Origin of the sequence: Cryobacterium sp. TMT1-3 (assembly GCF_004402315.1) — a bacterium.
GTDB classification, from domain to species: domain Bacteria; phylum Actinomycetota; class Actinomycetes; order Actinomycetales; family Microbacteriaceae; genus Cryobacterium; species Cryobacterium luteum.
Genome location: NZ_SOFW01000022.1, coordinates 111,646 through 136,835 on the forward strand (window position 1 = coordinate 111,646; position 25,190 = coordinate 136,835).

23 protein-coding genes are annotated in these 25,190 nt (G+C 65.8%); 5 read left to right on the forward strand and 18 right to left on the reverse strand.

Annotated elements, in window-relative coordinates:
- Nucleotides 1–22: 22 nt before the first annotated feature.
- From E3O25_RS07715 to E3O25_RS07730, 4 genes are all read right to left on the reverse strand, one after another.
- Entirely contained in the window at nt 23–595 is a 573-nt protein-coding gene (locus E3O25_RS07715; RefSeq protein WP_092110079.1) for a hypothetical protein, read from the reverse strand.
- The gene (gene rsmH / locus E3O25_RS07720) at nt 592–1,563 is read right to left on the reverse strand and encodes a 16S rRNA (cytosine(1402)-N(4))-methyltransferase RsmH (protein WP_092110081.1); all 972 of its coding nucleotides are present in this window, start codon (nt 1,561–1,563) and stop codon (nt 592–594) included. The genes E3O25_RS07715 and rsmH overlap by 4 nt, the downstream gene beginning before the upstream one ends.
- A gap of 99 nt (nt 1,564–1,662) precedes the next feature.
- Nucleotides 1,663–2,094 (reverse strand): division/cell wall cluster transcriptional repressor MraZ, encoded by a 432-nt coding sequence (mraZ, locus tag E3O25_RS07725; RefSeq protein WP_092110083.1) that lies wholly within the window; start codon nt 2,092–2,094, stop codon nt 1,663–1,665.
- 285 nt (nt 2,095–2,379) lie between these two features.
- A complete protein-coding gene (locus E3O25_RS07730) occupies nt 2,380–2,757 on the reverse strand; it encodes a DUF3040 domain-containing protein (RefSeq protein ID WP_092110085.1) in 378 nt (125 codons plus the stop codon).
- 118 nt (nt 2,758–2,875) lie between these two features.
- On the opposite strand from E3O25_RS07730, the gene E3O25_RS07735 reads away from it, so the two are divergent.
- Nucleotides 2,876–4,066 carry a polyprenyl synthetase family protein gene (locus E3O25_RS07735; RefSeq protein ID WP_092110087.1) on the forward strand — a complete coding sequence of 397 codons (1,191 nt, stop codon included), beginning with the start codon at nt 2,876–2,878 and terminating at the stop codon, nt 4,064–4,066.
- 24 nt (nt 4,067–4,090) lie between these two features.
- Here E3O25_RS07735 and E3O25_RS07740 read toward each other — a convergent pair whose 3' ends face one another.
- A complete protein-coding gene (locus tag E3O25_RS07740; protein WP_369831124.1) occupies nt 4,091–4,423 on the reverse strand; it encodes an Rv2175c family DNA-binding protein in 333 nt (110 codons plus the stop codon).
- Nucleotides 4,424–4,633: 210 nt separating this feature from the next.
- Between E3O25_RS07740 and E3O25_RS07745 the strand changes: the two genes are divergently transcribed.
- Together E3O25_RS07745 and pknB are read left to right on the forward strand one after the other, a co-directional pair.
- Complete coding sequence (locus E3O25_RS07745) at nt 4,634–5,920, forward strand: LysM peptidoglycan-binding domain-containing protein (protein WP_134360863.1); 1,287 nt, start codon at nt 4,634–4,636, stop codon at nt 5,918–5,920.
- Between the two features lie 95 nt (nt 5,921–6,015).
- Nucleotides 6,016–7,986, forward strand: coding sequence for a Stk1 family PASTA domain-containing Ser/Thr kinase (gene pknB, locus E3O25_RS07750; protein WP_134360864.1), 1,971 nt, complete (start codon nt 6,016–6,018; stop codon nt 7,984–7,986).
- Between the two features lie 626 nt (nt 7,987–8,612).
- Here the strand turns inward: pknB and E3O25_RS07755 are convergent.
- From E3O25_RS07755 to E3O25_RS07765, 3 genes are all read right to left on the reverse strand, one after another.
- A complete protein-coding gene (locus tag E3O25_RS07755) occupies nt 8,613–9,983 on the reverse strand; it encodes a class II 3-deoxy-7-phosphoheptulonate synthase (RefSeq protein WP_092110094.1) in 1,371 nt (456 codons plus the stop codon).
- Between the two features lie 98 nt (nt 9,984–10,081).
- Entirely contained in the window at nt 10,082–10,771 is a 690-nt protein-coding gene (locus tag E3O25_RS07760; protein WP_092110096.1) for a 1-acyl-sn-glycerol-3-phosphate acyltransferase, read from the reverse strand.
- Nucleotides 10,772–10,852: 81 nt separating this feature from the next.
- Nucleotides 10,853–11,797, reverse strand: coding sequence for an ROK family glucokinase (locus E3O25_RS07765; protein WP_092110098.1), 945 nt, complete (start codon nt 11,795–11,797; stop codon nt 10,853–10,855).
- A 171-nt stretch (nt 11,798–11,968) separates the two neighbouring features.
- On the opposite strand from E3O25_RS07765, the gene E3O25_RS07770 reads away from it, so the two are divergent.
- The gene (locus tag E3O25_RS07770) at nt 11,969–13,801 is read left to right on the forward strand and encodes a long-chain fatty acid--CoA ligase (RefSeq protein WP_092110100.1); all 1,833 of its coding nucleotides are present in this window, start codon (nt 11,969–11,971) and stop codon (nt 13,799–13,801) included.
- Nucleotides 13,802–14,047: 246 nt separating this feature from the next.
- Here the strand turns inward: E3O25_RS07770 and E3O25_RS07775 are convergent, their stop codons facing one another.
- From E3O25_RS07775 to E3O25_RS07790, 3 genes are read right to left on the reverse strand one after another with little or no spacing between them, the layout of a single operon-like run.
- Nucleotides 14,048–14,539 (reverse strand): peptide deformylase, encoded by a 492-nt coding sequence (locus E3O25_RS07775; protein WP_092110102.1) that lies wholly within the window; start codon nt 14,537–14,539, stop codon nt 14,048–14,050.
- A 55-nt stretch (nt 14,540–14,594) separates the two neighbouring features.
- Nucleotides 14,595–16,076 (reverse strand): MinD/ParA family protein, encoded by a 1,482-nt coding sequence (locus E3O25_RS17460; protein WP_241988536.1) that lies wholly within the window; start codon nt 16,074–16,076, stop codon nt 14,595–14,597.
- Between the two features lie 35 nt (nt 16,077–16,111).
- Nucleotides 16,112–19,516 carry a pyruvate carboxylase gene (locus E3O25_RS07790; protein ID WP_134360866.1) on the reverse strand — a complete coding sequence of 1,135 codons (3,405 nt, stop codon included), beginning with the start codon at nt 19,514–19,516 and terminating at the stop codon, nt 16,112–16,114.
- A 78-nt stretch (nt 19,517–19,594) separates the two neighbouring features.
- Here E3O25_RS07790 and E3O25_RS07795 point away from each other — a divergent pair, with 78 nt between their 5' ends.
- A complete protein-coding gene (locus E3O25_RS07795; protein WP_092110106.1) occupies nt 19,595–20,407 on the forward strand; it encodes a ParA family protein in 813 nt (270 codons plus the stop codon).
- Between the two features lie 311 nt (nt 20,408–20,718).
- Here E3O25_RS07795 and E3O25_RS07800 read toward each other — a convergent pair whose 3' ends face one another.
- From E3O25_RS07800 to E3O25_RS07830, 7 genes are all read right to left on the reverse strand, one after another.
- Entirely contained in the window at nt 20,719–21,270 is a 552-nt protein-coding gene (locus tag E3O25_RS07800; protein ID WP_092110109.1) for a MerR family transcriptional regulator, read from the reverse strand.
- 286 nt (nt 21,271–21,556) lie between these two features.
- The gene (locus E3O25_RS07805) at nt 21,557–22,255 is read right to left on the reverse strand and encodes a MerR family transcriptional regulator (RefSeq protein ID WP_092110231.1); all 699 of its coding nucleotides are present in this window, start codon (nt 22,253–22,255) and stop codon (nt 21,557–21,559) included.
- Nucleotides 22,256–22,284: 29 nt separating this feature from the next.
- Nucleotides 22,285–22,749 carry an FHA domain-containing protein gene (locus tag E3O25_RS07810; protein ID WP_092110233.1) on the reverse strand — a complete coding sequence of 155 codons (465 nt, stop codon included), beginning with the start codon at nt 22,747–22,749 and terminating at the stop codon, nt 22,285–22,287.
- A 145-nt stretch (nt 22,750–22,894) separates the two neighbouring features.
- Nucleotides 22,895–23,512, reverse strand: coding sequence for a CDP-alcohol phosphatidyltransferase family protein (locus E3O25_RS07815; protein ID WP_241988538.1), 618 nt, complete (start codon nt 23,510–23,512; stop codon nt 22,895–22,897).
- 29 nt (nt 23,513–23,541) lie between these two features.
- Nucleotides 23,542–24,057: an NUDIX domain-containing protein gene (locus E3O25_RS07820; RefSeq protein WP_134360867.1), complete on the reverse strand. Its 516-nt coding sequence runs from the start codon at nt 24,055–24,057 to the stop codon at nt 23,542–23,544.
- 45 nt (nt 24,058–24,102) lie between these two features.
- Nucleotides 24,103–24,651: an adenine phosphoribosyltransferase gene (locus tag E3O25_RS07825; protein ID WP_092110113.1), complete on the reverse strand. Its 549-nt coding sequence runs from the start codon at nt 24,649–24,651 to the stop codon at nt 24,103–24,105.
- 28 nt (nt 24,652–24,679) lie between these two features.
- Complete coding sequence (locus tag E3O25_RS07830) at nt 24,680–25,171, reverse strand: MarR family winged helix-turn-helix transcriptional regulator (protein ID WP_166805998.1); 492 nt, start codon at nt 25,169–25,171, stop codon at nt 24,680–24,682.
- Nucleotides 25,172–25,190 lie beyond the last annotated feature (19 nt).

Consider the following 25,190-nt stretch of genomic DNA (forward strand, 5'->3'; position numbering starts at 1 on the left):
CATCATGGTCGACTCGAGCAAACTATCGGGTAGTGGGTGCCGCGAGTCCCGCAGGAACTACCGGGGCGCTCGTGATCGTCACGGCACCGCTCGTCGCGGCCGCGTCATCGGGAAGCTGGGTGAGCAGCGTACTGCCGGTCAACAAGGCGTTGGGCACGAGGCTGGCCGCTCCGGCCTGCGAACCCGACGCCGAGGCCGGAGCGCCCGAAACAGCGCCGTTGGACAGGCGCAGGTAGACGGGGTTGGAGTTGGTGACCATACCGAGTGCCTCGGCGTTGGCGGCCAGGCTTTGCGGGGACGACACCCGCACCAGGTCTTCGCTCACGCTTGCGGCCGTGCGGCCCAGCTCGGACTGGCTCGACTGCAGGCTGGAAATCTCGTAGGCGCCCTGGGAGATTCCGACGCTGAGCAGCAGCTGCGCGACGATGATTGCGGCCATGCCGGCCACCGCGGTGAGGGCGTAGAAGATGCGCGGCCGGGCCCGGCGGCTCGGGGCGGGCGCGACGAGTCGAAAGCCGCGGCGGGCCGGCGCAGCGAACGGTTCACGTTCACTCGACTCGTGTTCGATGAACGCGCGTGCCAGGTTGTCGCTCATGCGGCGGCCCTTCTCAGTCTTTCAGCGGCGCGCAGCCGAACCGGCGTCGCGCGGGGGTTGAGTGCCTTTTCTTCGTCGGACGCCAGTTCGGCACCGCGCAGAAGCAGGGAAAAGAGCGGTTTGTGTTCGGGCAGTTCCACCGGAAGCCCGGCGGGTGCCGTTGAACCGGATGCCGCGGCGAGGGCACGCTTGACGATGCGATCCTCGAGCGACTGGTAGGCCATGACGACGATGCGACCGCCGACGGCGACCCGGTCGAGCGCGGCGGGAATGGCACGTTCGAGCACGGCCAATTCCTGGTTGACCTCGATGCGCAGGGCCTGGAACACCCGTTTGGCCGGGTGACCGAGTCGCTGGATGGCGACCGGGGTGGCCTTGGTGATCACGTCGACGAGCTGGGCCGACCGCACGAAGGGCGTCGTTTCGCGAGCTTCGACGATGGCTTTCGCGTAGCGCGCGGACAGTTTTTCCTCGCCGTAGTCCTGAAAGATGCGTTTGAGATCGCGTTCGCTGTAATCGGCGAGGATGCTCTCAGCGGTCAGGCCGGCGGTGCCGTCCATGCGCATGTCGAGCGGGGCATCCTTGGAGTAGGAGAAGCCGCGTTCGACGCGGTCGATCTGCAGGGAGGAGACGCCGAGGTCGAACAGTATGCCGGCGACCTCGGTGATGCCGAGGCCGTCGAGGGCCTCGCCGATGCCGTCATAGACGGTGTGCACGAGGTGTACCCGGCCTGCGAAACCTTTGAGGCGTTCCTCGGCGATGGCGAGGGCCTCGGTGTCGCGGTCGAGGCCAACGAGAGTCAGGTCGGGAAAGCGCGACAGAATCGCTTCGGCGTGGCCGCCCATGCCGAGTGTCGCGTCGACGAGCACGGCGCCGGGCCGTTCCAGCGCGGGTGCGAGCAGTTCGACGCAGCGTTCGAGCAGCACCGGGGTGTGGATTTCATTGCTGGGAATATTGTTGCTGGCCATAATGCCGGGAAAGTCCGTGAGGCCTGATTCCCCTCCATTTCGTCCTGGCACCGGGGAAGTGTGTCAGGGCAAAAACGGCTGGGAGTCAGACGTCAGGGGCTAGAAGAGTCCCGGAATCACCTCCTCCGTCGTGTTGGCGTACGAGGTTTCCTGCTCGGCGAGGTACGTGGCCCACGCTTCGCTGTCCCAAATCTCGACACGGCTGCCAGCACCGATGACGGTCAGTTCCCGGTCAAGCCCCGCATAGCTGCGCAGGTTGCCGGGGATGGTGACGCGGTTTTGTTTGTCCGGCGTTTCTGAACTCGCCCCGGACAGGAACACCCGGAGGTAGTCGCGCGCTTGCTTGCTCGTGACCGGAGCCTGGCGGATCTTGTCGTGCAGAGTCTCGAATTCGCGGGTGCTGAACACGTAGATGCAGTGTTCCTGTCCCCGCGTCATCACCACGCCGGTGGAGAGTTCGTCCCGAAACTTCGCGGGAAGAATGATGCGACCTTTTTCGTCGAGCCGGGGGGCGTAGGTACCAAGGAACACGCACCACCCCTTTCTTCCGGCCAGATTCAGGTCTTACTCCACTTTACTCCACCTTCAACCACCAACCTAAGATTTAGCGACTATTTTCGCGATTTGTCATGATTTATTCCCGAATTCACTGCGATCTGCCAGTGGAGGAAAATGGAGCGTGTTTCATCAAAAAACCTGACGCCGCCCTGGTTTTGGGCATAAAAAAAGGGCCGATCAGATGATCGGCCCTGCGAAACAGCTTTTCTATGGAGTTATGGGAGCCCGATGGAGGGGCCGGGTTTCGAAACGGTCGAGTTACTGACCGTCTTGACGACGATCCCACCGATCATTGAGGCGATCCATGAAGCCCTGGTTTGACTTGGCTTGCGCCGGGCGACGACCGGGAGCGGATGGTCCAGGTACGGACCGAATGGCCTTGCCGGGCGTCACAGCGATGAGCACACCACCGAACATGACGATGAAGCCAAGAATCCCCAGCCACAACTGCGCGATGGCAACTCCGGCGATGAGTGCCACGATGCCGGCGACGGCGAGCAGAACGCCGATCGCGATGGAACGATAGTTCGGACGAAGCCTCGACGCTCCAACGCTGGCGACGAAGTCGGCATCGTTGTGATAGAGGCTTCGCTCCATCTCTTCAAGGAGTCGCTGCTCCTGTTCCGAAAGCGGCATCTCATTCCCTCCAGTTACGGGATCGAGCGGGTGGGTTGACATAATCGACCGGACAAGCTCAAATCAGTTAAATCTAACTGCCCAATTCTAACCCCGCCGTGATGGCTAGGCTATACGGGTGCCCGAAAGCAAACGCCTGGTCGATCTGGTTCAATCCCGCATCGACGAGTACCTCATGTCCCGCGAACCAATTGTGACCCTGATCAGCTCTGATTTGGCTCCTCTAATCGACTACTCACGGCAGTTTCTCAGCGGTGGAAAGCGCTTCAGGGCCCAGTTTTGTTACTGGGGTACCCAGAGCATTCTGGCCCCGGATTCCCGACCGGAGCCGGGCCAGCCGACGGTGAGCGCATCATCGGATTCCGCGGTCGACCGGGGGGGCGCATCCGCTGCCCTGGCACCCCCCGCGACCGGGCTGACGGCGGGGCCGGAGGCGGTGGTGTCGGCCGCCAGCGCACTGGAGATTTTTCATGCCGCGGCGCTCGTGCACGACGACATCATCGATAATTCCGACACTCGTCGCGGTGCGCCGAGCGCTCATAAACTGTTCGAACGTTTGCACGAGAATGAGGGCTGGGCCGGCGATCCGGTCTCGTTCGGGCGGGCGTCGGCGATTCTGCTCGGCGACCTGCTGCTCGGCTGGAGCGATGAGCTGCTCGACGAGGCGCTCTACGACCTCACCGATCGGGTCTCGGCCCGGCGGGCGCGGCTGGAATTCAACCACATGCGCACCGAGGTCATTGCCGGACAATACCTCGATATTCTCGAGGAACGCGCCTGGCTGGCCCAGCCGGAAGCGGAGCTGCTCGACCGGGCCCTGCGGGTGATCGTCTACAAATCGGCGAAGTACAGCGTTCAGGCGCCGCTCGTGATCGGGGCGGCGCTGGCCGGCGCCACGGACGCCCAGCTCAACGCCCTGCGCGCATTCGGCCTGCCGCTCGGCATGGCCTACCAGCTGCGTGATGACTTGCTCGGCGTATTCGGTGATGCCGCGGTGACCGGCAAACCGAGCGGTGACGACCTGACCGAGGGCAAGCGCACGGTGCTGATCGCCCTGGCACGGGAGCGGCTCGACGACGCCGACCGCGCGTCGCTCGACGCTCAGCTCGGTGACCCCACGCTCGATGCCGGCAGCATCGCTGCCCTGCAGCGGCTCATCACCGCCAGCGGTGCCGTCGACCGGGTAGAGACACTCATCGAATCGCAGGTCGCTGAGGCCATTGCGTCGCTGCGGTTCGCGCCGATCAGCGCCGAAGCCAGGCAGAACCTGCTGGACCTGACCGAACGGGTCACCCGCCGCGCGTTCTGAGCGGGCGCTGTTCGGCCGCGCTGGTCAGGCCAGGGCCTGGGCGACCCGACGAACTTCGGCCTTGCGTCCGGCACGGAGGGCCTCGATCGGGGGAACGCCGAGGCTGTCGTCGACCTCAAGCAGCCAGGTCATAGCCTGCATGTCAGTGAAGCCGTCGTCGGCCAGCACGAACAGGGTGCCGCGCAGTTCGGGAACGGGGGCACCGTCACGCAGAAACAGCGCCGGAACCGACACGACGTTGTCCCGCCGGATGGCCAGCAGGTACTTGTCGTCGATCAGGTGCCGCACGCGGCTCTGGCTCATTCCGAGCAGGTTGACAAGGGCAGGAATAGTCAGCCACTCGGGCTCTGAAGACACGTCACTCACCCCTGTAGCTTCCCATAATTTGGGGCTGCGGTGAAACCTTCGGCCGCTTTTTTGTCGTGATCAGTGCTAATACGTGCCGCCCGTTCAATTGACTCCCCCTCTAAATTGTGAAAACCTCGGAGTGGGGATTGCTGCACGCGACTCGATGCTGTACGAACGTGAGGTACGGATCGGCCGTGTGCGCACAATGAACGGAGCACCATGTCGACCAGGCTGAAAACGAATACGACGGATGCTGCGGCGCCCGCCGGGCGCGGAGCGACCGTTGCCGATTTATCCGGCGCGCAGGGTGCTGCTGCTGCGAAACAGCGGGCGAAGAAGCCCGCTTCGCTGACCGTACCCATCGTGCTCGTGGGCACCCTTGCGATCAGCCTCAATCTGGCCGCGCCCGCCCAGGCTCAGGCCTTGGCGAAGAAGCCCCTCAAATCGAAGTTCGCCGAGACGACGCCCGTTCTGTCGGTGGCCGCAGTCGCCGCCGTGCAGGTCGCGCCGGCGCAGTACGCGGTCGTGGACGGCGACACCGTGAGCGGTATCGCCGCCCGGTTCGGCCTGTCGACGGCGGCCGTGCTGGCGCTGAACGGTCTCGATTCCCGGGCCCTGATCTTTGCCGGCCAGGTTTTGACCCTGACCCTGGCGGCTCCGCCAGCCGTTGCGCCGGTCGCGCCGGCGGCATCCGCTGGCAGCTACACCGTGCAGAGCGGGGACACCATCAGCGGCATCGCCACCGCCCACGGGCTGAAGACCACCGATGTTCTCGGGGCGAACGGCCTGACCGGGAGCAGCGTCATCTTTCCCGGCCAGGTTATTCTGCTGGCCGCAGCGCCGGCGATGGAGTCGGCGGTGCACGTGGCGCCGGTCGCCGCAGCGGCGGCCACGCACACGATCGCTTCGGGCGAGACCATCACGGCCGTGGCCGACGCAGCCGGGGTGAGCGTGCAGGCCGTGCTCGACGCCAATGGTCTTGGCTGGTCGAGCATCATCTACCCGGGGCAGGTGTTGACCCTCCCGGTCACCGGGCCACCGGCATCCGTTGCTGCGGTTGCCGCACCGATCACCGTGGCCACCGCCGGTGTGATCACCCCGATGTCCGACGAGATGCGCGTGAACGCCCAGACGATCGTGTCGGTCGGGCGAGGCGCGGGCGTGAGCGATGCCGGTCTCGTCGTCGCGCTGGCCGCAGCGGCCCAGGAATCGGGGCTGCGCAACGTCGACTACGGCGACCGGGATTCCCTGGGTCTGTTCCAGCAGCGCCCGAGCGCCGGCTGGGGCACCCCGGAGCAGGCACTCGACCCGGTTCGAGCCAGCCTCGCCTTCTTCGGCGGGGCGAGCAACCCGAACCCGGATGTGACCCGCGGCCTGCTCGACATTCCCGGCTGGGAGTCAATGACCGTGACCCAGGCGGCGCAAGCCGTTCAAATTTCGGCCTACCCTGACCACTACGCCAAGTGGGAAACGTCGGCGCGGGCCTGGCTCAGCCAAATCGGCTGACCCGTCCAGGCCCGGCGGGGCCCGGTGACCCCCGACCGGGACGGTTTCTGCGCGCCGCGCGTCGGTGCCCCCACCGAATTCCGTAGAATCAAGGAGTGAGCGTTCCCTCGACCGACCCGCTGATCGGCCGTCTAATCGACGGCCGGTATCAAGTGCGCTCCCGCATCGCGCGCGGGGGCATGGCCACGGTCTACCTCGCCACCGACCTGCGGCTCGAACGGCGGGTCGCGATCAAGATCATGCACGGCCATCTCGCCGACGACAGCGCGTTCAAGATCCGCTTCATTCAAGAGGCTCGGTCGGCGGCGCGGCTGGCCCACCCCAACGTTGTCAACGTGTTCGATCAGGGCCAGGACGCCGACATGGCCTACCTCGTCATGGAGTACCTGCCGGGCATCACGCTGCGCGACCTGCTCAAGGATTACGGCCGGCTCACCCCCGAGCAGACCCTCGACATTCTCGAAGCCGTACTCAGCGGCCTCGCCGCCGCCCACAAGGCTGGCATCGTGCACCGCGACGTGAAGCCGGAGAACGTGCTGCTCGCCGACGACGGCCGCATCAAGATCAGCGACTTCGGGCTGGCCCGCGCGGTCAACAACAACACGGCGACCGGCCAGGCGCTGCTCGGCACCATCGCCTATCTCTCCCCCGAGCTCGTCACGCGCGGCATCGCCGATGCGCGCAGCGACATCTACGCCCTCGGCATCATGACCTTCGAAATGCTCACCGGCGAACAGCCCTACGTGGGTGAAGCGCCCATGCAGATCGCCTACCAGCACGCCAACGACACCGTGCCGATGCCGAGCAGTCGGGTTCCCGCCATCCCGCGCGAACTCGACGAACTCGTGCTCTGGGCCACCGCGCGCGATCCCGAAGACCGTCCCCGGGACGCGCGGGTCATGCTCGACCAGCTGCACGATGTGAGCGCGCTCGTGCGCGACGCCACACAGGAGCTTGCCCTGCAGTCCACCATGGTGTTACCCGCCAGTATGCGCACCGGTGCCAACGCCCTCGCGGATGCCGAAACGCAGGTTCTCGGCGGCAAGCTCGCTCCCACAAAACCTCCCGCCGCGACCCTGCTGGGCATCCACCCGGTCGGCACCGGCCCGGTCGATCCACCCGACAGCGGCGACCTCCTGAGCAAGAAAGCCGACAAACGAAAACGACGCGGGTTCTGGCTGTTTGCCCTCGTCATCCTCCTCGCCGCTGCCCTCGGCGGAACCGGTTGGTACTTCGGCTCTGGCCCCGGGTCTGACGTGTCCATCCCCGACTTCGCCGCCGCCTCGCCCGAGGCTGCGTCATCCCAGCTGACCGGGCTGGGGCTGGTTCCCGAGCTTGGCGGTGCGTTCAGCGCCACCATCGCCGAGGGACTTGTCATCGGCACCGATCCGGATGCCGGCAGTCGTGTACCGCAAGACAGCACCGTCACGATCATCGTCTCCCAGGGGCTGCAACCCGTCACCCTGCCGGCCCTGGCCGGATTGTCGCAGGAGGCGGCATCCACTGCCATTACCGACCTCAAAGCCGTGGTCGGCAGTATCGACCCCGTCTTCAGCGGCGATGTTCCCGAGGGGTCGGTCGTGTCGGCCAGCAAGGAGTCCGACGGTGCCGACGTCTCGGCCGGGGGCGCCTATTTCGAAGGCCTGACCGTGAACCTCGTCGTCTCGCTCGGGGCCATCCCGAACGTCGACGGCAAGACCGTGGCCGAGGCCACCGACATTCTGGCCGGCAAGAACCTGCTCGTGGTCTCCGGCGAAGAGACCTACAGCGACACGGTGGCCGAGAGCGACGTCATCACCGCGCAGGTACCGGAAGGAACCATTCGCGAGGGTGCCACACTCACCCTGGTCATCTCCCGCGGGCCCGAGCCGGTGATCGTGCCGAATGTCGTCGGCATGTCCTGGGCGGACGGCAAAGCAGCGCTGACCGCCCTCGGCTTCAAACTCGACTACAGCGGACTGTGGGACACAGTCGAGTTCGCCATTGTCGTCAAGGCAACCGACCCCCCGGCTGGTACGTCCGCCGTAAAGGGCACCACAATCAGACTGACCGGCGAGCTTGCGTAGCGTCGCTGCCTGAAGGTTTGGCCGGCTCCAGTACAAAAAGCAGCCAGATACGGGACCCAATAGCCCCGATCTGTGAGACCCGCCAGAGGCCGTGTCGGGGTTCAGGCGGTCGCGGCGAAGCTGAACCGTCGACCGCGCCCCACCCTCAACCTCCGAACCCCCGCACAGCGCCTCAACCAGCTACTTTTCGAAGCAAAAACCCCCGCGTTGCCCTGACCACTTGACTTTGCCGCCGTTGAAACGATCAAAACTCACGGCTCGACGACGCCGCACCTGGAAAACTTACGGCTCGACGAGGCCCGCGGTCCAAAGCGGCTCAGGATGAAGCGGCGGATGCGGGTTGTTCGCGGAGTTGCGAGTTTTCGGGTGTTCCCGGGGACTCCGCACGCTTTTCGCGGAGGCCCCGGGAAGGCCCGAATGTTTGAGCGGGGAGCGGATGACCCGTTTCCGGCGCGGGCCGCATCCGAAACGTGCGGTAGCGCGGCGGGGAGCGGATGACCCGTTCCGGCGCGGGCCGCGACAGGAGCGCGAGTGTCGGCATCCGCTCACGGGCCCACCTTATGTCCCTGGGCCCAGTTTATAAACTGGGCCCAGGGACGGGGCCCAGGCCCCGTCCAGCGAAGGGGCTAGCGGGCGGCCAGCTCCTCGGCCACCAGGAAGGCGAGTTCGAGGGACTGCATGTGGTTGAGGCGGGGGTCGCAGAGCGACTCGTAGCGGGTTGCCAGGGCGGCCTCATCGATGTGCTCCGAGCCGCCGAGGCACTCGGTGACGTCGTCGCCGGTGAGTTCGACGTGGATTCCGCCCGGGTGCGTTCCCACGGCGCGGTGCGACTCGAAGAAGCCCTTGACCTCGTCGACGACGTCGTCGAAACGACGGGTCTTGTAGCCGGTCGGCGTGGTGACGCCGTTACCGTGCATCGGGTCGGTGACCCACAGCGGCGTCGCCTCGCTCGCCTTGATGGCTTCGAGCAGGGGCGGCAGGGCGTCGCGCACCTTGCCGGCGCCCATGCGGGTGATGAAGGTCAGGCGGCCCGGTTCGCGGTTCGGGTCGAGCTTGTCGACCAGGCGCAGCATGTCGTCGGCCGAGGTGGTCGGGCCGAGCTTGACGCCGATCGGGTTGCGCACCCGCGACAGAAAGTCCACGTGGGCACCATCGAGGTCGCGGGTGCGTTCCCCAATCCAGATGAAGTGGGCCGAGGTGTTGTACGGCGTTCCGGTGCGCGAATCGATGCGCGTCATCGGGCGCTCGTAGTCCATCAGCAGGCCCTCGTGGCTGGTGTAGAACTCGGTGCGGCGCATGGCTTCGAAGTCGGCGCCGCACGCGATCATGAATTTGATCGCCCGGTCGATCTCCTTGGCTACCTTCTCGTAGCGCTGGTTGGCCGGGTTCGCGGCGAAGCCCTGGTTCCAGCTGTGCACCTGGCGCAGGTCGGCGAAGCCGCCCTGCGTGAAGGCGCGAATCAGATTGAGGGTCGACGCCGAGGTGTGGTAAGCCTTGACCAGCCGGTCCGGGTCGGCTTCACGCGACTCGGGGGTGAACGGGTAGCCGTTGACGATGTCGCCGCGGTAGGCCGGCAGTGTGACGTCGCCGCGGGTCTCAAAGTCGCTCGAGCGGGGCTTGGCGAACTGGCCGGCCATGCGCCCCATCTTGATCACCGGCATCGACGCACCGTAGGTGAGCACAACGGCCATCTGCAGCACGGTCTTGACACGGTTGCGAATCTGATCGGCCGTTGCACCGCTGAAGGTTTCGGCGCAGTCGCCGCCCTGCAGCAGAAAACCCTGACCTCCGGCGGCCTGGGCGAGCCGATCGCGCAGAATGTCGACCTCACCGGCGAAGACCAGCGGCGGCTGCGTCGCCAGCTCAGCGGATGCCGCAGCCACCCTGGCCGCGTCGGGCCAGGTGGGCTGCTGCTTGATCGGCAAGGTGCGCCAGTGGTCCAGACCCGTGATGACAGAGGCTTCTGCGGCAACGATGGGCTCGGTGGGGTCTACCACGGGATGATTCCTGTTTTCTCTGTTGAACCGGCAGCGGGTACCGGCCCGAAATGGATGAGGTGCGCCGCGCCAAAGCCGCAGACAGCACTTCTTTCAGCCTAGCGCGAAAGGCTCGCCCGCTTTTCTTTCACGGAGGAGGCGTAGACGTCGACGTATTCCTGGGTGCTCAGGCGCTGCAACTCATACATGAGCTCGTCGGTGACGCTGCGCAGCACAAAGCGATCGCCTTCCATCCCCTCGAACCGGGTGAAGTCCAGCGGCTTGCCGATGACGATGCCGATGCGTCGCACCTGAGGAATGCGCGTGCCGGTCGGCATGGCCTTCTCGGTGTCGATCATGGCCACCGGAATGACCGTCACACCCGATTCCAGCACCATCCGCGCCACGCCGGTGCGGCCGCGATACAGGCGGGCGTCCGGGCTGCGCGTGCCTTCGGGATAGATTCCGAGAATGCGGCCTTCACCGAGCACGCGCAGGCCGGTGTTGAGGGAATCCTCCGAGGCCTTGCCGCCCGACCGGTCGATGGGCAGCTGGCCGGCAGCGGTGAGAAACTGCCGCGTCGCCCAGCCTTTGACGCCCTTTCCGGTGAAATAGTCGCTCTTGGCCAGAAAAGCCACCCGGCGCGGCACGACGAGCGGCAGAAAGACCGAGTCGATGAACGACAGGTGATTGCTGGCCAGAATAACCGGGCCGGTCTTCGGAATATTCTCCAAGCCGATGATCCACGGTCGAAACAGGGTGAGCAACAGCGGGCCGATAACGATGTTCTTCATGAACCAATAGAACATTCGCACTCCTTTATCCGACTACGAAAGCCTAGTCGCCCCGCAGCAGAGCGGATGCCGCGCGCTGCCCCGCACACACGTCGCTCAGCGCACCGCGTGCAGCCGGGCCAGGTCGGCCGCGCCGACCACCCCCGCATCATTGACGAGCTGGGCGATCGCGAACTCCGCCTCAGGGTGATAGCCGCGCGCCGGCAGATAGTCGAGGTAGGCCGCCTTGATCGGTTCGAGCAGCAGGTCGCCGGCGGCGGCCACTCCCCCGCCGAACACGAACACCTGAGGGTCGAGCACCGCGCCAAGGCTCGCGCAGGCCTGTCCGAGCACGCCGCCCAGTTGGCGCAGCGCGGCAAGGGCGCCGCCGTCGCCGTCCTGGATCAGCCGTCCGACTTCTTTGCCGGTGAGTTTGCCTCGCCGCTCGCGGGCGCCGGCCAGACCGAGTCCGATGCCGCCGGCATCCGCGAATTCGTTGGCGATGCGCAGCAGCGCCCGACCCGATCCGTACTGTTCCAGGCAGCCGTGGGCACCGCAGCCGCAGGGCAGCCCGTCGGGCACCACGCGCAGGTGACCCAGCTCGGCGCCGGCGCCGAAACCGCCGCGGAACAGGGCGTTGTTAGTCACGATCGCACCGCCGACGCCGGTGCCGATGGTGAGGGTGACCATGTCGGTGTACGCACGTCCGGCGCCGAACCGAAATTCAGCCCAGCCGGCGGCGTTTGCGTCGTTCTCGATGATGATGGGCAGGTCGAGCCGGGCCTCGAGCTTGTCCCTGAACGGCTCGTTACGCCAGCTGATGTTCGGGGCGTAGTAGACCGTCGACTGGGCCGAGTCGATGAATCCGGCCGCAGCGACCCCTGCCGCCACGACATCCTCGCCCTCGGACAGGCCCAGAATCATAGCGACGACGGTGTCCTCGATCTCGCCCGGGCTTCCCGGCGTGGTCGGCTGTCGATCAGAGCGGATGATGCTGCCCGCCTCGTCGACGAGTGCACCGGCAATCTTGGTGCCCCCGATATCGATACCTATGGCGTGCACGGGGCACCTTTCGTTCGGGTGAGCGGATAGTGGACTAAAGGGACCGGGCGGCGATGCCTGACACCATCTAGAGTGTAGTAAACCAGTTTGCCGCTGCATGAAACACCCGCTCACTGCAGACATTTGGTTGCAGGGGCAGTGAATTGTTCAGCCGGTACCGAAGGAGCTACCGTGAAACAGTTTGAAATGCCCGCCGTCGTTCCCGCCGATCCTGGCGCCAACATCACCGACCTGCTCATGGACCGCCTCGCCGCGACTCCGGACCTCGTACTGTTCTCGCTTCCCCGGAACGGCCAGTGGCTGCCCGTCACCACCCGGGAGTTCCACGCTCAGGTTGTGGCACTGGCCAAGGGCCTTGTTGCCGCCGGCATCGAACCCGGCGACAAGATCGGGCTGATCTGCAAGACCCGCTATGAGTGGACCCTGATCGACTTCGCCGTCTGGTTCGCCGGGGCCGTTCTGGTGCCCGTCTACGAGACCAGCTCGCCCAGCCAGGTGCAGTGGAACCTCAGCGACTCCGGCGCCCTGGCCGTCATTGTCGAAACCGCCGACCATTTTGCCCGGTTCGATGAGGTACACCCGGAGTTGCCGGACATCCGTTCGGTCTGGCAGATCGATCTCGGCGACCTTGACAAGCTCGTTGCCGGGGGCGTCAACGTGACGGATGCTGAAATCGAACGCCGCCGCGCTCTCGCCGTTGGCGACGACATTGCCACCCTCATCTATACCTCCGGATCGACCGGCAAACCCAAGGGCTGCGTGCTCACCCATGCGAACTTCCTCGAAACCAGCCGCAACGCAGCGGTTGCGCTTCGGGAAGTCCTGGTTCACCCCGACGGCGCCTCCACCCTGCTGTTCATCACCACCGCCCACGTTTTTGCACGATTCATCTCGGTGCTCTGCGTGCACGCCGGAGTGCGCGTCGGCCATCAGGCCGACACCAAAACGCTGCTGGCCGCACTCGGCAGCTTTCAACCGACCTTTCTGCTCGCGGTTCCGCGGGTCTTCGAAAAGGTCTACAATTCGGCCCAGCAGAAGGCCGTCGCCGGCGGCAAGGGCAAGATCTTCGACGCTGCCGCGCACGTGGCCGTCGAGCACTCCAAGCTTGAGCAAGCCGGAACGTCGATTCCACTCGGCATGAAGATCAAGTTCGCCCTGTTCGACAAGCTGGTGTACAGCAAACTACGCGCCGCGATGGGTGGCAAAGTCGTCTGGGCGGTCTCCGGTTCCGCCCCGCTCGGCGCCCACCTCGGGCACTTCTTCAAGAGCCTCGGTATCGTCATTCTTGAGGGCTACGGCCTGACCGAGACGACGGCTCCGGCAACAGTTGGGCTCGCCACCCGGGCCAAAATCGGTACCGTCGGACCGCCGCTGCCCGGCGTCTCGGTGCGCGTGATGGATGACGGCGAGATCGAGGTGAAGGGTGTCAACGTCTTCAAGGAATACTGGAAGAACCCGGAGGCCACCGCTGCCACCTTCGACGACGGCTGGTTGAAGACCGGCGACATCGGCGACTTGGACGCCGACGGCTTTCTCACCATCACCGGGCGCAAGAAGGAGATCATCGTGACGGCCGGCGGCAAGAATGTCGCTCCGGCCGCGCTCGAAGACCCGATCCGCGCAAATCCGCTGATCGGCCAGGTCGTCGTGGTGGGCGACCAGAAGCCGTTCATCGGCGCGATCATCACCCTCGACCCCGACATGCTGCCGGTCTGGCTGAACAACCACCAGGAGGATGCCGGCATGTCGCTCGCACAGGCATCCGTCAACAAGTCTGTGCTGGCGGAGATTCAGCGCGCGGTCGACCATGCCAATGAGGGCGTGTCCCGGGCGGAGTCGATTCGCAAGTTCACCCTGCTGCCTATTGAATTCACCGAGGACAGCGGGCACCTGACGCCGAAAATGAGTATCAAGCGCAACATCATTCTGCGGGACTTCGCCGGTGAGATCGAGACGATGTACTCGAACGCGCCTGCTACTGAGGGAATTTCACTGCGCGAGTAGTTTGAGGCGGGCCCGGCTCTGCGTATTCATTGGTCGGGCTCAGTGCGGTTCTGGTGGGTCGGGTTGCGTTCGCGCCCGGCCCAGCTCAATTTCTGACGGGTCGGGCCCGGGAAAAGCATTCCGCTCCCCGCTCAGACATGCAACTCGCAACTCCGCGAAACACTTTTCCCGGTCCCTCATGCTTGAGGCTTCGCCCGAGCCCCGGCAGTGTTCTAACCGAAGAGATTGAAACGGTGAGCAGGCGGGCTAGAACCAGGTGGACTCTCGGATTTCCTTCATGGCGGCACGGCGGTTCTCTTTGTCCAAGCGGTCGATGTAGAGGTAGCCGTCGAGGTGATCGGTTTCGTGCTGCAAAGCCTGGGCCATGATTCCGGTGCCGGAGAGTTCGACGGGATTGCTATCGAGGTCGATGCCGGCGACGCGGGCGAAGGGGTAGCGCTTGGTGGGGTACCAGAGGCCGGGCACCGAGAGGCAGCCCTCGTCAACGAGCTCGGGTTCGCCGGAGAGCTCGATGACGGTGGGGTTGAGGATATAGCCGACGACGCCGTCGACGTTATAGCTGAACGCACGCAGGTTCACGCCGATCTGGGAGGCGGCGACGCCGGCCCGCCCGGGCAGGCGCACGCTGTCGACGAGGTCCTGCACGAGGCCGCGTACCCGGTCGTCGATAGTCGCGATCGGGTCGGAGGCGGTCTTCAGCACCGGATCTCCGAAGAGACGGATCTGGCGTTCGGGCACGGGGAAACTCCTCGGTAGGGCGGGTGGTGACGCGCGAGCGACGGGCGGCGGCCGGCTACGGGTTGCGGTCGGTGGGCAGACCCTCGACGACGAGCTCGGCGAGCGTTCGGGCGGCGAGCCGGGTGATCGGCTTGAGGTCTTTGTACGACACGACGCTGCCGGCGGCGAGCTGGGGGTCGTAGGGAATGCGCACAATTTCGCGGACCCGGGAGCGGAAGTGCGACTCGATCTCCTCGAGCCGCACCAGGTTGGTGCCCTGGGTGGCGGTGTTGAGCGCGACGATGGCGTTGCGCACAAGGTCACCGTAGCCGTTCGCTTCGAGCCAGGTCAGCGTCTCGGAGGCCAGGCGGGCCTCGTCGACGCTGCCGCCGGAGACGATCACAATGGAGTCGGCACGTTGCAGGGTGGCCCGCATGACCGAGTGCACGATGCCGGTGCCGCAGTCGGTGAGGGCGATCGAGTAGTAGCGGGCCGCGAGGTCGGCGACCACGTTGTAGTCGTTCTCGTCGAACGCTTCCGAGAGCAGCGGGTCGGTGTCGGAGGCGAGGATGTCAAGGCGGGTCTCGTCGCGGGAGACGAGCGCGGAGAAATCGGTGAAGTTGCCGATCGACGCGGCCTTCGACACGACGTCGCGCACGGTCGACCGGGTCTGCTTGCTGACCCGCTCCGAGAGGGTGCCGCGGTCGGGATTGGCGTCGATGGCGATGATGCGGTCGTCGCGGGCATCGGCCAGGGCCATGCCGAGAAGCGTCGTGACGGTGGTCTTACCGACGCCGCCCTTGCGAGTGAGGATGGGCACGAAACGGGTGCCGCCCTCGAACTGGCGGCGGATGCGTTCGCTCATCTCCTTGTACGCCTGCACCTTGGCGGAGTCGCCGAGGTTGACCAGGTGCAGGGTGGCCGCGTAGACGAATTCGGGCCAGGCGCCTTGCGGCGCTTTTCGAGTCTTGCGGTTGACGGCGAGCAGGCGATCCGACGTCAGCATGGCCGCCGACTCGGGAGCTGTGCTGCTCTCGGAGCGCACGCGGTCGCGCCGAACGGATGCGGCGGCATCCGTTCTCGAGAGCGATTCGATCGCCGAACTGGCCCCGGCAGCGCGGGCCGGCGCGGGAGTACTGATCTCGATGGTGTGGGTGGCCGGGGTCGACACGAACCGGGTGGTCGGCGTGACGGCACCGCTGACGGCGGTCGAGCGACCGGGGGCGGCCACCGTGCGACGCGGCCCGGCGGGCAGTTCGATCGGTACGCTCAGACTTTCGGGCAGGGAGGCCGCGAGGTTGTCGATCGTGTGCGGTGGCAGTTCGCTGTGGTAGCTGTCACCGTCGAAGTTGGCCCGGTCGACACTGGCCCGGTCGACACTGGCCCGGTCGACACTGGCCCGGTCGAAGTTGGCACCGGTGTAACCGTCTCCGCGGTTGTCGTCGCCGCGCTGGTCCCCGCCGGTGGTGTTGGCGTTGTCGCGCTCGTCGCGGGTTCGCCGGGCGGCAGACACCGGGCGTGCAGGCGCGCTTTGGTCGTCACTACGTTTGTCTGACACGGTACATCCTCAACTGGTCGATAACGGCCCTAATCTTAGCGCGGGCGCACCGTGACCAGCAGATCGCCCGCATCCACCTGCTGCGTGTGCGGGATGGCGACGCGTTCGATGGTTCCCGCGATCGGTGAGGTGATGGCGGCTTCCATTTTCATGGCTTCGATCGAGGCGACGCTCTGGCCGGCTTCGACCTGGGCACCTTCTTCGACCTGCAGGGTGACCACGCCGGAGAAGGGGGCCGCGATCTCGCCGGGCTGGTTCGCATCCGCTTTCTCGGCAATTTTGGTCTGCACGGTGATGCTGGTGTCGCGCACGAACACGGGGCGGAGCTGGCCGTTGAGGATGGTCATGACGGTGCGCATGCCCTTGTCGTCGGCTTCGCCGATGGCTTCCAGGCCCACGTAGAGACGCACGCCCTTGGCGATTTCCACGGCGTGTTCCTGGCCCTGCTGCAGGCCGTAGAGGTAGTCGACGGTGTCGATGACGGAGAGGTCACCGTACGTTTCCCTGACCTGTTCGAACTGGCGAGTCGGGGCGGGGAACAACAGCTGGTTGAGCATCGCGCGCCGCTCGGCACTCGTGGCCTCGAGCGCGGTGCGCTCCCCCGCAGTGATCTCGGTGATGCCGACGCGCACGTTACGTCCGGCGAGCACCTTGGTGCGGAAGGGTTCCGGCCAGCCGCCGGGCAGGTCGCCGAGCTCGCCGGCCATGAACCCGATGACGGAGTCTGGCACGTCGTAGTTGCCCGGATTCTGCTCGAAGTCGGCCGGGTCGGCTTTCACCGCGGCGAGGTAGAGAGCGAGGTCGCCGACGACCTTCGACGACGGGGTGACCTTGGGCACCCGGCCCAGGATGGTGTTCGCCGCGGTATACATGTCTTCGATCAGCTCGAAGTGGTCGGCCAGACCGAGCGCGACGGCCTGGGTACGCAGGTTTGACAGCTGCCCGCCCGGGATCTCGTGCGAGTACACCCGGCCGGTCGGCGCACTCAGGCCCGATTCGAACGGGCCGTACAGGGTGCGCACGGCTTCCCAGTAGGGTTCGAGGTCGGTTGTCGCCTTGAGCGAAATGCCGGTGTCACGTTCGGTGTGGGCGAGGGCAGCGACGAGAGAGGATGCCGATGGCTGGCTGGTCGTGCCCGCCATCGGAGCGGAGGCCACGTCGACGGCGTCCGCACCGGCCCGTGCGGCGGCCAGCAGCGTCGCGAGCTGGCCGCCGGGGGTGTCGTGGGTGTGCACGTGCACGGGCAGGTCGAACCGTTCGCGGAACGCGGCCACGAGTTTCTCGGCCGCGCTCGGCCGGAGCAGCCCGGCCATGTCCTTGATGCCGATCACGTGGGCGCCGCTGGCGACGATCTGGTCGGCCAGTCGCAGGTAGTAGTCGAGGGTGTAGAGGTTCTCGGCCGGGTCGAGCAGGTCGCCGGTGTAGCAGACGGCGACTTCGGCCACAGCGGTGCCGGTGTTCAGCACCGCGTCGATCGCCGGGCGCATCTGCGACACGTCGTTGAGCGCGTCGAAGATGCGGAAGATGTCGACGCCGGTGTCGGTCGCTTCGCGCACGAAAGCGTCGGTCACCTCGGTCGGATACGGGGTGTAGCCCACGGTGTTGCGGCCGCGCAGCAGCATTTGCAGGTTGATGTTCGGCAGCGCTTCCCGCAGGCTCGCCAGGCGCTCCCACGGGTCTTCGCCGAGGAACCGCAACGCCACATCATAGGTCGCGCCGCCCCAGGCTTCGACCGAGAGCAGTTGCGGCGTCAGGCGCGCCACATAGGGCGCCACGGCAACGAGGTCTTTCGTGCGCACGCGGGTCGCGAGCAGTGACTGGTGGGCGTCGCGAAAGGTGGTGTCGGTCACGGCCAGCGCGGTCTGGGCGCGTAAGGAGGCGGCGAACCGGGTGGGGCCGAGCAGTTGCAGCTTCTGGCGGGAGCCGTCGGGGGCTGCGGTCGTGATGTCGAGCTGAGGCAGCTTGTCGTGCGGGTGCACCGTGGTCGGCGGCACCCCGTTGGGCTGGTTCACGGTGACCTCGGCGAGCCAATTCAGAATCTTCGTACCGCGGTCCTTGGATTCCCGACCACGCAGCAGTTCCGGGCGCTCGTCGATGAAGGAAGTACTCAGGTCGCCGGCGGCGAAGTCGGGGTCGTCGAGGACGGCCTGCAGGAAGGAGATGTTGGTGGAGACGCCGCGAATACGAAACTCCGCCAGCGCCCGCTTGGACCGCACCACGGCGGCGGCATAGTCGCGGCCGCGGCAGGTGAGCTTGGCGAGCATCGAGTCGAAGTGCGGGCTGATCTGCGCGCCCGTGTTGACCGTGCCACCGTCCAAACGGATGCCGGCGCCGCCCGGTGAGCGATAGGTGGTGATCTTGCCGGTGTCGGGTCGGAACCCGGCAGCGGGGTCCTCGGTCGTGATGCGGCACTGCAGGGCCGCGCCGCGCAGCCGGATCTCGCCCTGGGTCAGGCCGATCTCTGCGAGGGTCTCCCCCGCAGCAATGCGGATCTGGGCCTGCACGAGGTCGACATCGGTGACCTCTTCGGTCACGGTGTGCTCCACCTGGATGCGCGGGTTCATCTCGATGAACACGTGCTGCCCGGCGCGTTCTCCGACGGTGTCGAGCAGGAATTCTACGGTGCCGGCGTTGACGTAGCCGATCGACCGGGCGAACTTGATGGCGTCGGCGTAGAGCTGCACCCGAATCTCATCACTGAGGTTCGGTGCCGGGGCGATCTCGATGACCTTCTGGTGGCGACGCTGCACCGAGCAGTCCCGCTCGAACAGGTGCACCGTCTCACCGGAGGCATCCGCGAGAATCTGCACCTCGATGTGTCGCGGGCGCAGCACGGCCGCTTCGAGGAACATCGTGGCGTCGCCGAAGGCGCTCTTCGCCTCGCGCATGGCCTCTTCGAGCGCTCCGCGCAGCTCGCTCTTCTTCGCGACGCGACGCATGCCGCGCCCGCCGCCGCCGGCGACGGCCTTGGCGAAGATGGGGAAGCCGATCTCATCGGCCTGGCTGATTAGGAGTTCAACATCGGTCGACGGCTGCGTCGACTGGAGCACGGGAACGCCGGCTGCGATAGCGTGTTCCTTCGCGGTGACCTTGTTGCCGGCCATTTCGAGCACGTCGGCGCCCGGGCCGATGAAGGTGATGCCGGCTGCCGCCGCAGCATCCGCTAATTCGGGGTTTTCCGACAGAAAACCGTAGCCGGGGTAGATGGCGTCGGCGCCACATTCCTTGGCCACACGGATGATTTCACTCACGTCGAGATACGCGCGAACCGGATGCCCCACCTCACCAATTTGGTACGCCTCGTCCGCTTTCAACCGGTGCAGAGAGTTGCGATCCTCGAACGGGAACACCGCCACGGTCTTGGCTCCGAGCTCGTAAGCCGCGCGCATGGCACGGATTGCGATCTCTCCACGGTTGGCAACAAGGATTTTCTCAAACATGCAAGCCTTTCGAGGGCGTACGCGGCGCACAGCTAACGGTTAGGTTCTCTAACACTAGTGAAGGTAACGTTGCTACTCATGCACGTACTCAGCGTAAGTTCCCTTAAGGGTGGTGTCGGCAAGACCACGGTGACCCTTGGTCTTGCTTCTGCTGCCTTCGCCCGTGGCGTGCGAACACTCGTTGTGGATCTTGATCCGCAGTCCGATGTGTCAACCGGCATGGATATCCAGGTAGCCGGTCACCTCAACGTCGCCGATGTTCTCGCTTCGCCCAAGGAGAAAACCGTTCGCGCGGCCATCGCCCCGAGTGGGTGGACGCGCAACCGTCCCGGCACGATCGACGTCATGATCGGCAGCCCGTCGGCGATCAACTTCGACGGTCCGCACCCGAGCATCCGCGACATCTGGAAGCTTGAAGAGGCACTCTCGACGATCGAGAAAGATTACGAGCTCGTGCTGATCGACTGCGCGCCCTCCCTGAACGCCCTCACGCGCACAGCGTGGGCCGCGAGTGACCGTGTCGCCGTCGTCACCGAGCCCGGCCTGTTCTCCGTCGCTGCGGCCGACCGTGCGCTGCGCGCGATCGAAGAAATCCGTCGGGGGCTGAGCCCGCGACTGCAGCCGCTCGGCATTATCGTCAACCGGGCCCGCACCGCCTCGCTGGAGCACCAGTTTCGGATCAAGGAACTGCGCGACATGTTCGGCCCGCTCGTGCTGACCCCGCAGCTGCCGGAGCGCACCTCGCTGCAGCAGGCGCAGGGCGCCGCGAAGCCGCTGCACATCTGGCCCGGTGACAGCGCTCTCGAAATGGCGGGCTTCTTCGACCAGCTGCTCGACCGGGTGCTGCGCACGGCGCGCATCGGTGAGTACGCCGAGGCTCCTGCGGTCTGAGTCGAGCCTGCGCTTCTGCGAGGTCGCTGACTCGGCACTTGCGGCGTCGCGGGGTGATTTGGGGGCGATGCGGGGGCAGTCATCCGCTCCTCGGCTCAGACATCGTCGTTGCTCCGGTGGAATCCGAATAAAGCGCTCGGATTCCGCCTCCGGAACGCCGAAACTCGCACCCCGCAGACAACCGCCCCCCGCATCGACTTCGGGATGGGCGCGTTCCCGATGCGATTCACGGCTGCTTCGCAGCGTGACGCGAAGAGCCCGCGGGGAGGAGGTCACGGCTGCTTCGCAGCGTGACAGCTGGCGGGGCGGCGCTAGGAGATTTTGCGGGTGGTTCGACGGGCGGCGAGCTCATCGGTGGGGTCGACGGGCTGCATGTCGAGTTCGACCAGGCTGGTCTCGACCTCGCGGAGCACTTTGCCGACGGCGATGCCGAAGACGCCCTGGCCGCGGCTGACCAGGTCGATGACCTCGTCGTTGGAGGTGCACAGGTAGACGCTGGCACCGTCGCTCATGAGGGTGGTCTGGGCCAGATCGCTGATGCCTGATTCGCGCAGCTGGTTGACGGCGGTGCGAATCTGCTGCAGGGAAATGCCGGTGTCGAGCAGACGTTTGACGAGCTTGAGCACGAGAATGTCGCGGAAGCCGTAGAGGCGCTGCGACCCGGAGCCGGCCGCACCGCGCACCGTTGGTTCGACCAGGCCGGTGCGGGCCCAGTAGTCGAGCTGGCGGTAGCTGATGCCTGCGGCACGAGCCGCAACGGCGCCGCGGTAGCCGGAGTTCTCATCGAGCTCGGGCATGCCATCGGTGAACAGCAGTCCTAACGAGTAGCGCGAAGCTTCAGCATCAGGCTTGAGCTCACTCATAGGGTTGCCTCTCGGGGGTTACGTCGTGCGGTGGCTGACTGCTGCGATCAAGCGAACATCAGACACTGTGGTGCGGAAAAGTGGTGCGGGATAGAACTGGCGCTGGTGGTGCTGGCTTGCGAACGTCGTGCTGTGACGGTTCCCTCTACGGTACCGAGGTGCGGGGCTTGCGGGCCTGACATTCGCGTGACCGGTTTTGGCGTGTCGGTCGTGCGGGCGAACCAGCAGGTGACCGACGGACTCCAGACAACGACGGCGTCGCTGGGTGCCGGAGTCAGTCTACGACCTACTGGGTCAGTCGGCCCAGTGCGGAGCGAATCAGGCTGCCACGAATGACCTCGAGCTGCCCGGCGATCTCGACGGCCATTTCGGCGGCCTTGGCCCGGCTGGACGCGTCTTTGCGGCGCGCGAGCGGCACGAGGGCGCTTTCGATGAGTCCGAGTTCGCGTTCGGCGGCCCCGCGGAAGCCACGGAGGTGGCGCGGCTCAATGCCGCTGCGCTGCAGCTCGACCAAGGCGCGCAACACGGGCAGCACGCCGTCACCGTAATACTCGGCAGGCAGGATGATGGACGCGGAGACGGCGTCGTGCAGCAGGGTCGCGGACGCTCCGGCCTCACGCAGGAGCTCGTCGCGGGTGAGGCGACGCGCGGTCCCGAGCATCGACGGTCCAGGGGTGGCTCCACCCGGCAGCACGGGCGACAGACCGGCGTCCAGGTCATCGACATAGGAGCGGATGACTTTCAACGGCAGGTACTGATCGCGCTGCATCGAGAGAACCAGTCTCAGACGGTCGACGTCACTGGTGCAGAACTTGCGGTAGCCGGATTCCGTGCGGGCCGGGGAGACGAGTCCCTGTTCTTCGAGGAAGCGCAGCTTGGACGGGGTCAGGTCGGTGAATTCCGGGGTGAGACGTGCCAGAACCTGCCCGATGCTGAGCAGCGGCGCCGAACCTGGCGCCTGCACTTTCGCTGCCGACACAGACACGGACCGGGCCTGGGCGGAATTCGCCGCCACTACTCGCTCGCCGCGCGGGCGAGGTCGAGGCGCGAAGCGTAGAAGGTGAGGCGGAACTTACCGACCTGCACCTCGGCGCCATCCGTCAACGCAGCGGTTTCGATGCGTTCGCCGTCGAAGTAGGTACCGTTGAGCGAGCCGAGGTCTTTCACCGTGAAGGCGGTCCCGTTGCGCAGGAACTCGGCGTGACGGCGCGACACTGTGACGTCATCGAGAAAAATGTCGGCGTTGGGGTGGCGACCGACGCTCGTGTGATCGGCGTCGAGCAGAAACCGGGCACCGGCATTGGGGCCGCGGCGAACGACCATGAGGGCCGATCCGGAAGGCAGAGCCGCGATGGACTCCTGCTCCTCAGCCGTCACGTTGGAGCCGATCGACGCGATCTGGGCGGCGAACTCCTGGCTGAAGTTCATCGTCGTGTCGGTGCTGAGCATGTCATGCACCGTCGTGGATTCGCCGGGCATTCCGCTGTCAGAGGATGCTGGGGTGGACTGCGCCTTGCTGGGCATTGCTTCGCCTGTCGTCGGGTTCTCTGGCTGAACTGTGGGCACGGGCTCGTTCTGTTCCTCGGAATTGTGCTTTCCGGAAAAATCGACCACCGTGCACCTCCTATCCTTCCAGCGTATCGGAAGATACACCCTCGAGGACCCTGGGCAGCCGAATCACTCGCATCGTTTCAATGGCATAGATGATGCCGGCCCACCAGTACACGAAAGCACCCCAGATGGCGAAGGCCCACCCCACCGGCTGCGACCACCATTCCAGTTGCGGAAAGGCCTGCCCGAGCATGATCATCGGCAGGGCGTAGAACAGGCAGAAGGTGGCCACCTTGCCCAGTTGGTGCACCGGCAACGGACCGAAGTCGAAGTTCGCCAGGATGATTCCCAGCGCCAGCAGGAAGACATCGCGTCCGACGACGACCAGAACGATCCACCATGGCACGAGGTCACGCCAGGCCAGCCCGATCAGCGCGGCAAAAATGTAGAGGCGATCCGCGGCGGGATCCAGGAGCTGGCCGAGCCGGGTGATCTGATGCCAGCGCCGGGCGAGAAAGCCGTCGAGCCAGTCCGTGAAACTGGAGATGCTGAGCACGACGAGGGCCCAGGCATCCGCTCCCTGGGCGAGCAGTACGAGGAAGACCGGCACCAGCAGCAGGCGCAGACAGCTGAGCATGTTGGGCAGGGTCAGCACCCGATCGCTGACCACTGTGTTCGCTGCCCCTGTCACGCTGCTGAGTCTATCGAGACGCGACCCGGTCAGCCGAGCCGTCCGCGCAGGGCGGGCCAGCTCGAGGCGAAACCGGGGTGGAGGGCGAGCTCGCTGACGGAATCGGCCGACACCCAGCGCAGGGCGATGCTCTCCTGGTCGCTGATTACGGGTTCGAATTCTTCCGTCGCCTCGACCACGACGGTGGTGTACGACCAGAATCCCAGGTCGAACAGGGAAGTGAACTTGAGCTGCACCAGGTGAGCGGGTACGCCGGCCTCCTCCCTGGCTTCACGCAGGGCGGCCTCGATCGCCGTCTCGTTCTCGTGGCGGGCACCACCGGGCAGGCCCCACGTGTCGCCGAAATGACTCCAGACCGCACGGTGCTGCAGCAAAACACCGAGGCGCCGGTGATGCACGAGCAGTCCGGCCGCGCCGAATCTTCCCCAATATTTGCGGCCGTCCGGAGCGTGCACCCACGCATCACCGCTGTCGCGGTTCGGTAAGGTTCGCGGGACCGCGGACCCACGCGCGTCGGTCAGGTCGGCGCCCGAACTCTCAGTCATGCACTAAGCATGCCCGTCCCCGACGCGAAAAAGAATTCATCCTCCCTAAACGGACATTATCGCGTGCACCGGGGCGGTACCGAGACGCTCACGACCGTTCAGGTCGGTGAGTTCGAGTACGACGCCGACGCCGGTCAGGGTGTAACCGGCCCGTTCGATCAGGCGGGTGGTGGCCGCGATGGTGCCACCGGTCGCCAGCACATCATCGAGAATGAGCACACGGGTGCCCGTGGGAAGCTGGCCGACTTCGAGTTCGAGCCGAGCCGACCCGTATTCGAGGTCGTATTCTTCGGTCAACACGGTGCCGGGCAGCTTGCCCCCCTTGCGCACGGCGAGAACGGCCGCGTTGGCGGCGTACCCGACGGCCGCCGCCAGCAGAAAACCGCGCGCTTCGATGCCGGCGACCGCGTCGAACTGTCCGCGGTGCTGGTCGGCCAGTTCATCGACGAGCGCGCGAAACGCTGCCGCATCGGCGAAGACCGGATTGAGATCACGGAACAGGATGCCCGGCTGGGGAAAATCGGGGTACGAGGCCAGGAGGGCCTTAACGTGCGCGGCGGCCGACAACGGCGGCGAGGGAAGAAGTTGAGTCACTGATTCATCTTAAGCGGATGCCGGTGCCTCAGCTGCCTTCCTGGGTCGTGACCGTGCCGGAGGGCAGATTCTCCGCACGGGGCATGACCGCGATCGCGCTCATCGCGTCGAGAAAACGAACGACGGCCAGCTGCTGGTCGGCGGTGAGTTCGAGGGCGACCTGCATCAGCTGATCGTGCGTTCCCGCCAGCGCGTGGCGCATTTCTTCGTGCGAGGACTGGGTGGCGAACAGCCGTTGCGCCCGACCGTCATCGGGGTTCACCTCACGGCGAATATGACCCGAAGCGGAGAGCCGCGAGAGCAGTTTCGCGGTGGCTGCCGACGAGATGCTCAGAAATTCGCTGAGGTTCTTGGGGCTGGCTGGACGGTGCTTGCGTTCACAGGCGATGAGGTGGCGAATGGCCATCAGGTCTGTTTCGTTGACGCGCATCTCCGCCTGAGCCCGATGACGCATGGCGGCGTCGGCCACCCGAAACCGTCGAACGGCACGCAAAACTTCCATGGCCGAAGAAATGCCCATTTTCTTGGGGTCGTACCAG

Coding starts and splice junctions, on each gene's coding strand:
- E3O25_RS07810 (WP_092110233.1), bottom strand. CDS start 22,749: ATGCCCGGCGAATCCACGACGGTGCATGACATGCTCAGCACCGACACG.
- E3O25_RS07820 (WP_134360867.1), bottom strand. CDS start 24,057: ATGACTGAGAGTTCGGGCGCCGACCTGACCGACGCGCGTGGGTCCGCG.
- E3O25_RS07795 (WP_092110106.1), top strand. CDS start 19,595: ATGCACGTACTCAGCGTAAGTTCCCTTAAGGGTGGTGTCGGCAAGACC.
- E3O25_RS07790 (WP_134360866.1), bottom strand. CDS start 19,516: ATGTTTGAGAAAATCCTTGTTGCCAACCGTGGAGAGATCGCAATCCGT.
- rsmH (WP_092110081.1), bottom strand. CDS start 1,563: ATGGCCAGCAACAATATTCCCAGCAATGAAATCCACACCCCGGTGCTG.
- E3O25_RS07760 (WP_092110096.1), bottom strand. CDS start 10,771: ATGTTCTATTGGTTCATGAAGAACATCGTTATCGGCCCGCTGTTGCTC.
- E3O25_RS07730 (WP_092110085.1), bottom strand. CDS start 2,757: ATGCCGCTTTCGGAACAGGAGCAGCGACTCCTTGAAGAGATGGAGCGA.
- E3O25_RS07830 (WP_166805998.1), bottom strand. CDS start 25,171: ATGGGCATTTCTTCGGCCATGGAAGTTTTGCGTGCCGTTCGACGGTTT.
- E3O25_RS07800 (WP_092110109.1), bottom strand. CDS start 21,270: ATGAGTGAGCTCAAGCCTGATGCTGAAGCTTCGCGCTACTCGTTAGGA.
- E3O25_RS07745 (WP_134360863.1), top strand. CDS start 4,634: ATGTCGACCAGGCTGAAAACGAATACGACGGATGCTGCGGCGCCCGCC.
- E3O25_RS07715 (WP_092110079.1), bottom strand. CDS start 595: ATGAGCGACAACCTGGCACGCGCGTTCATCGAACACGAGTCGAGTGAA.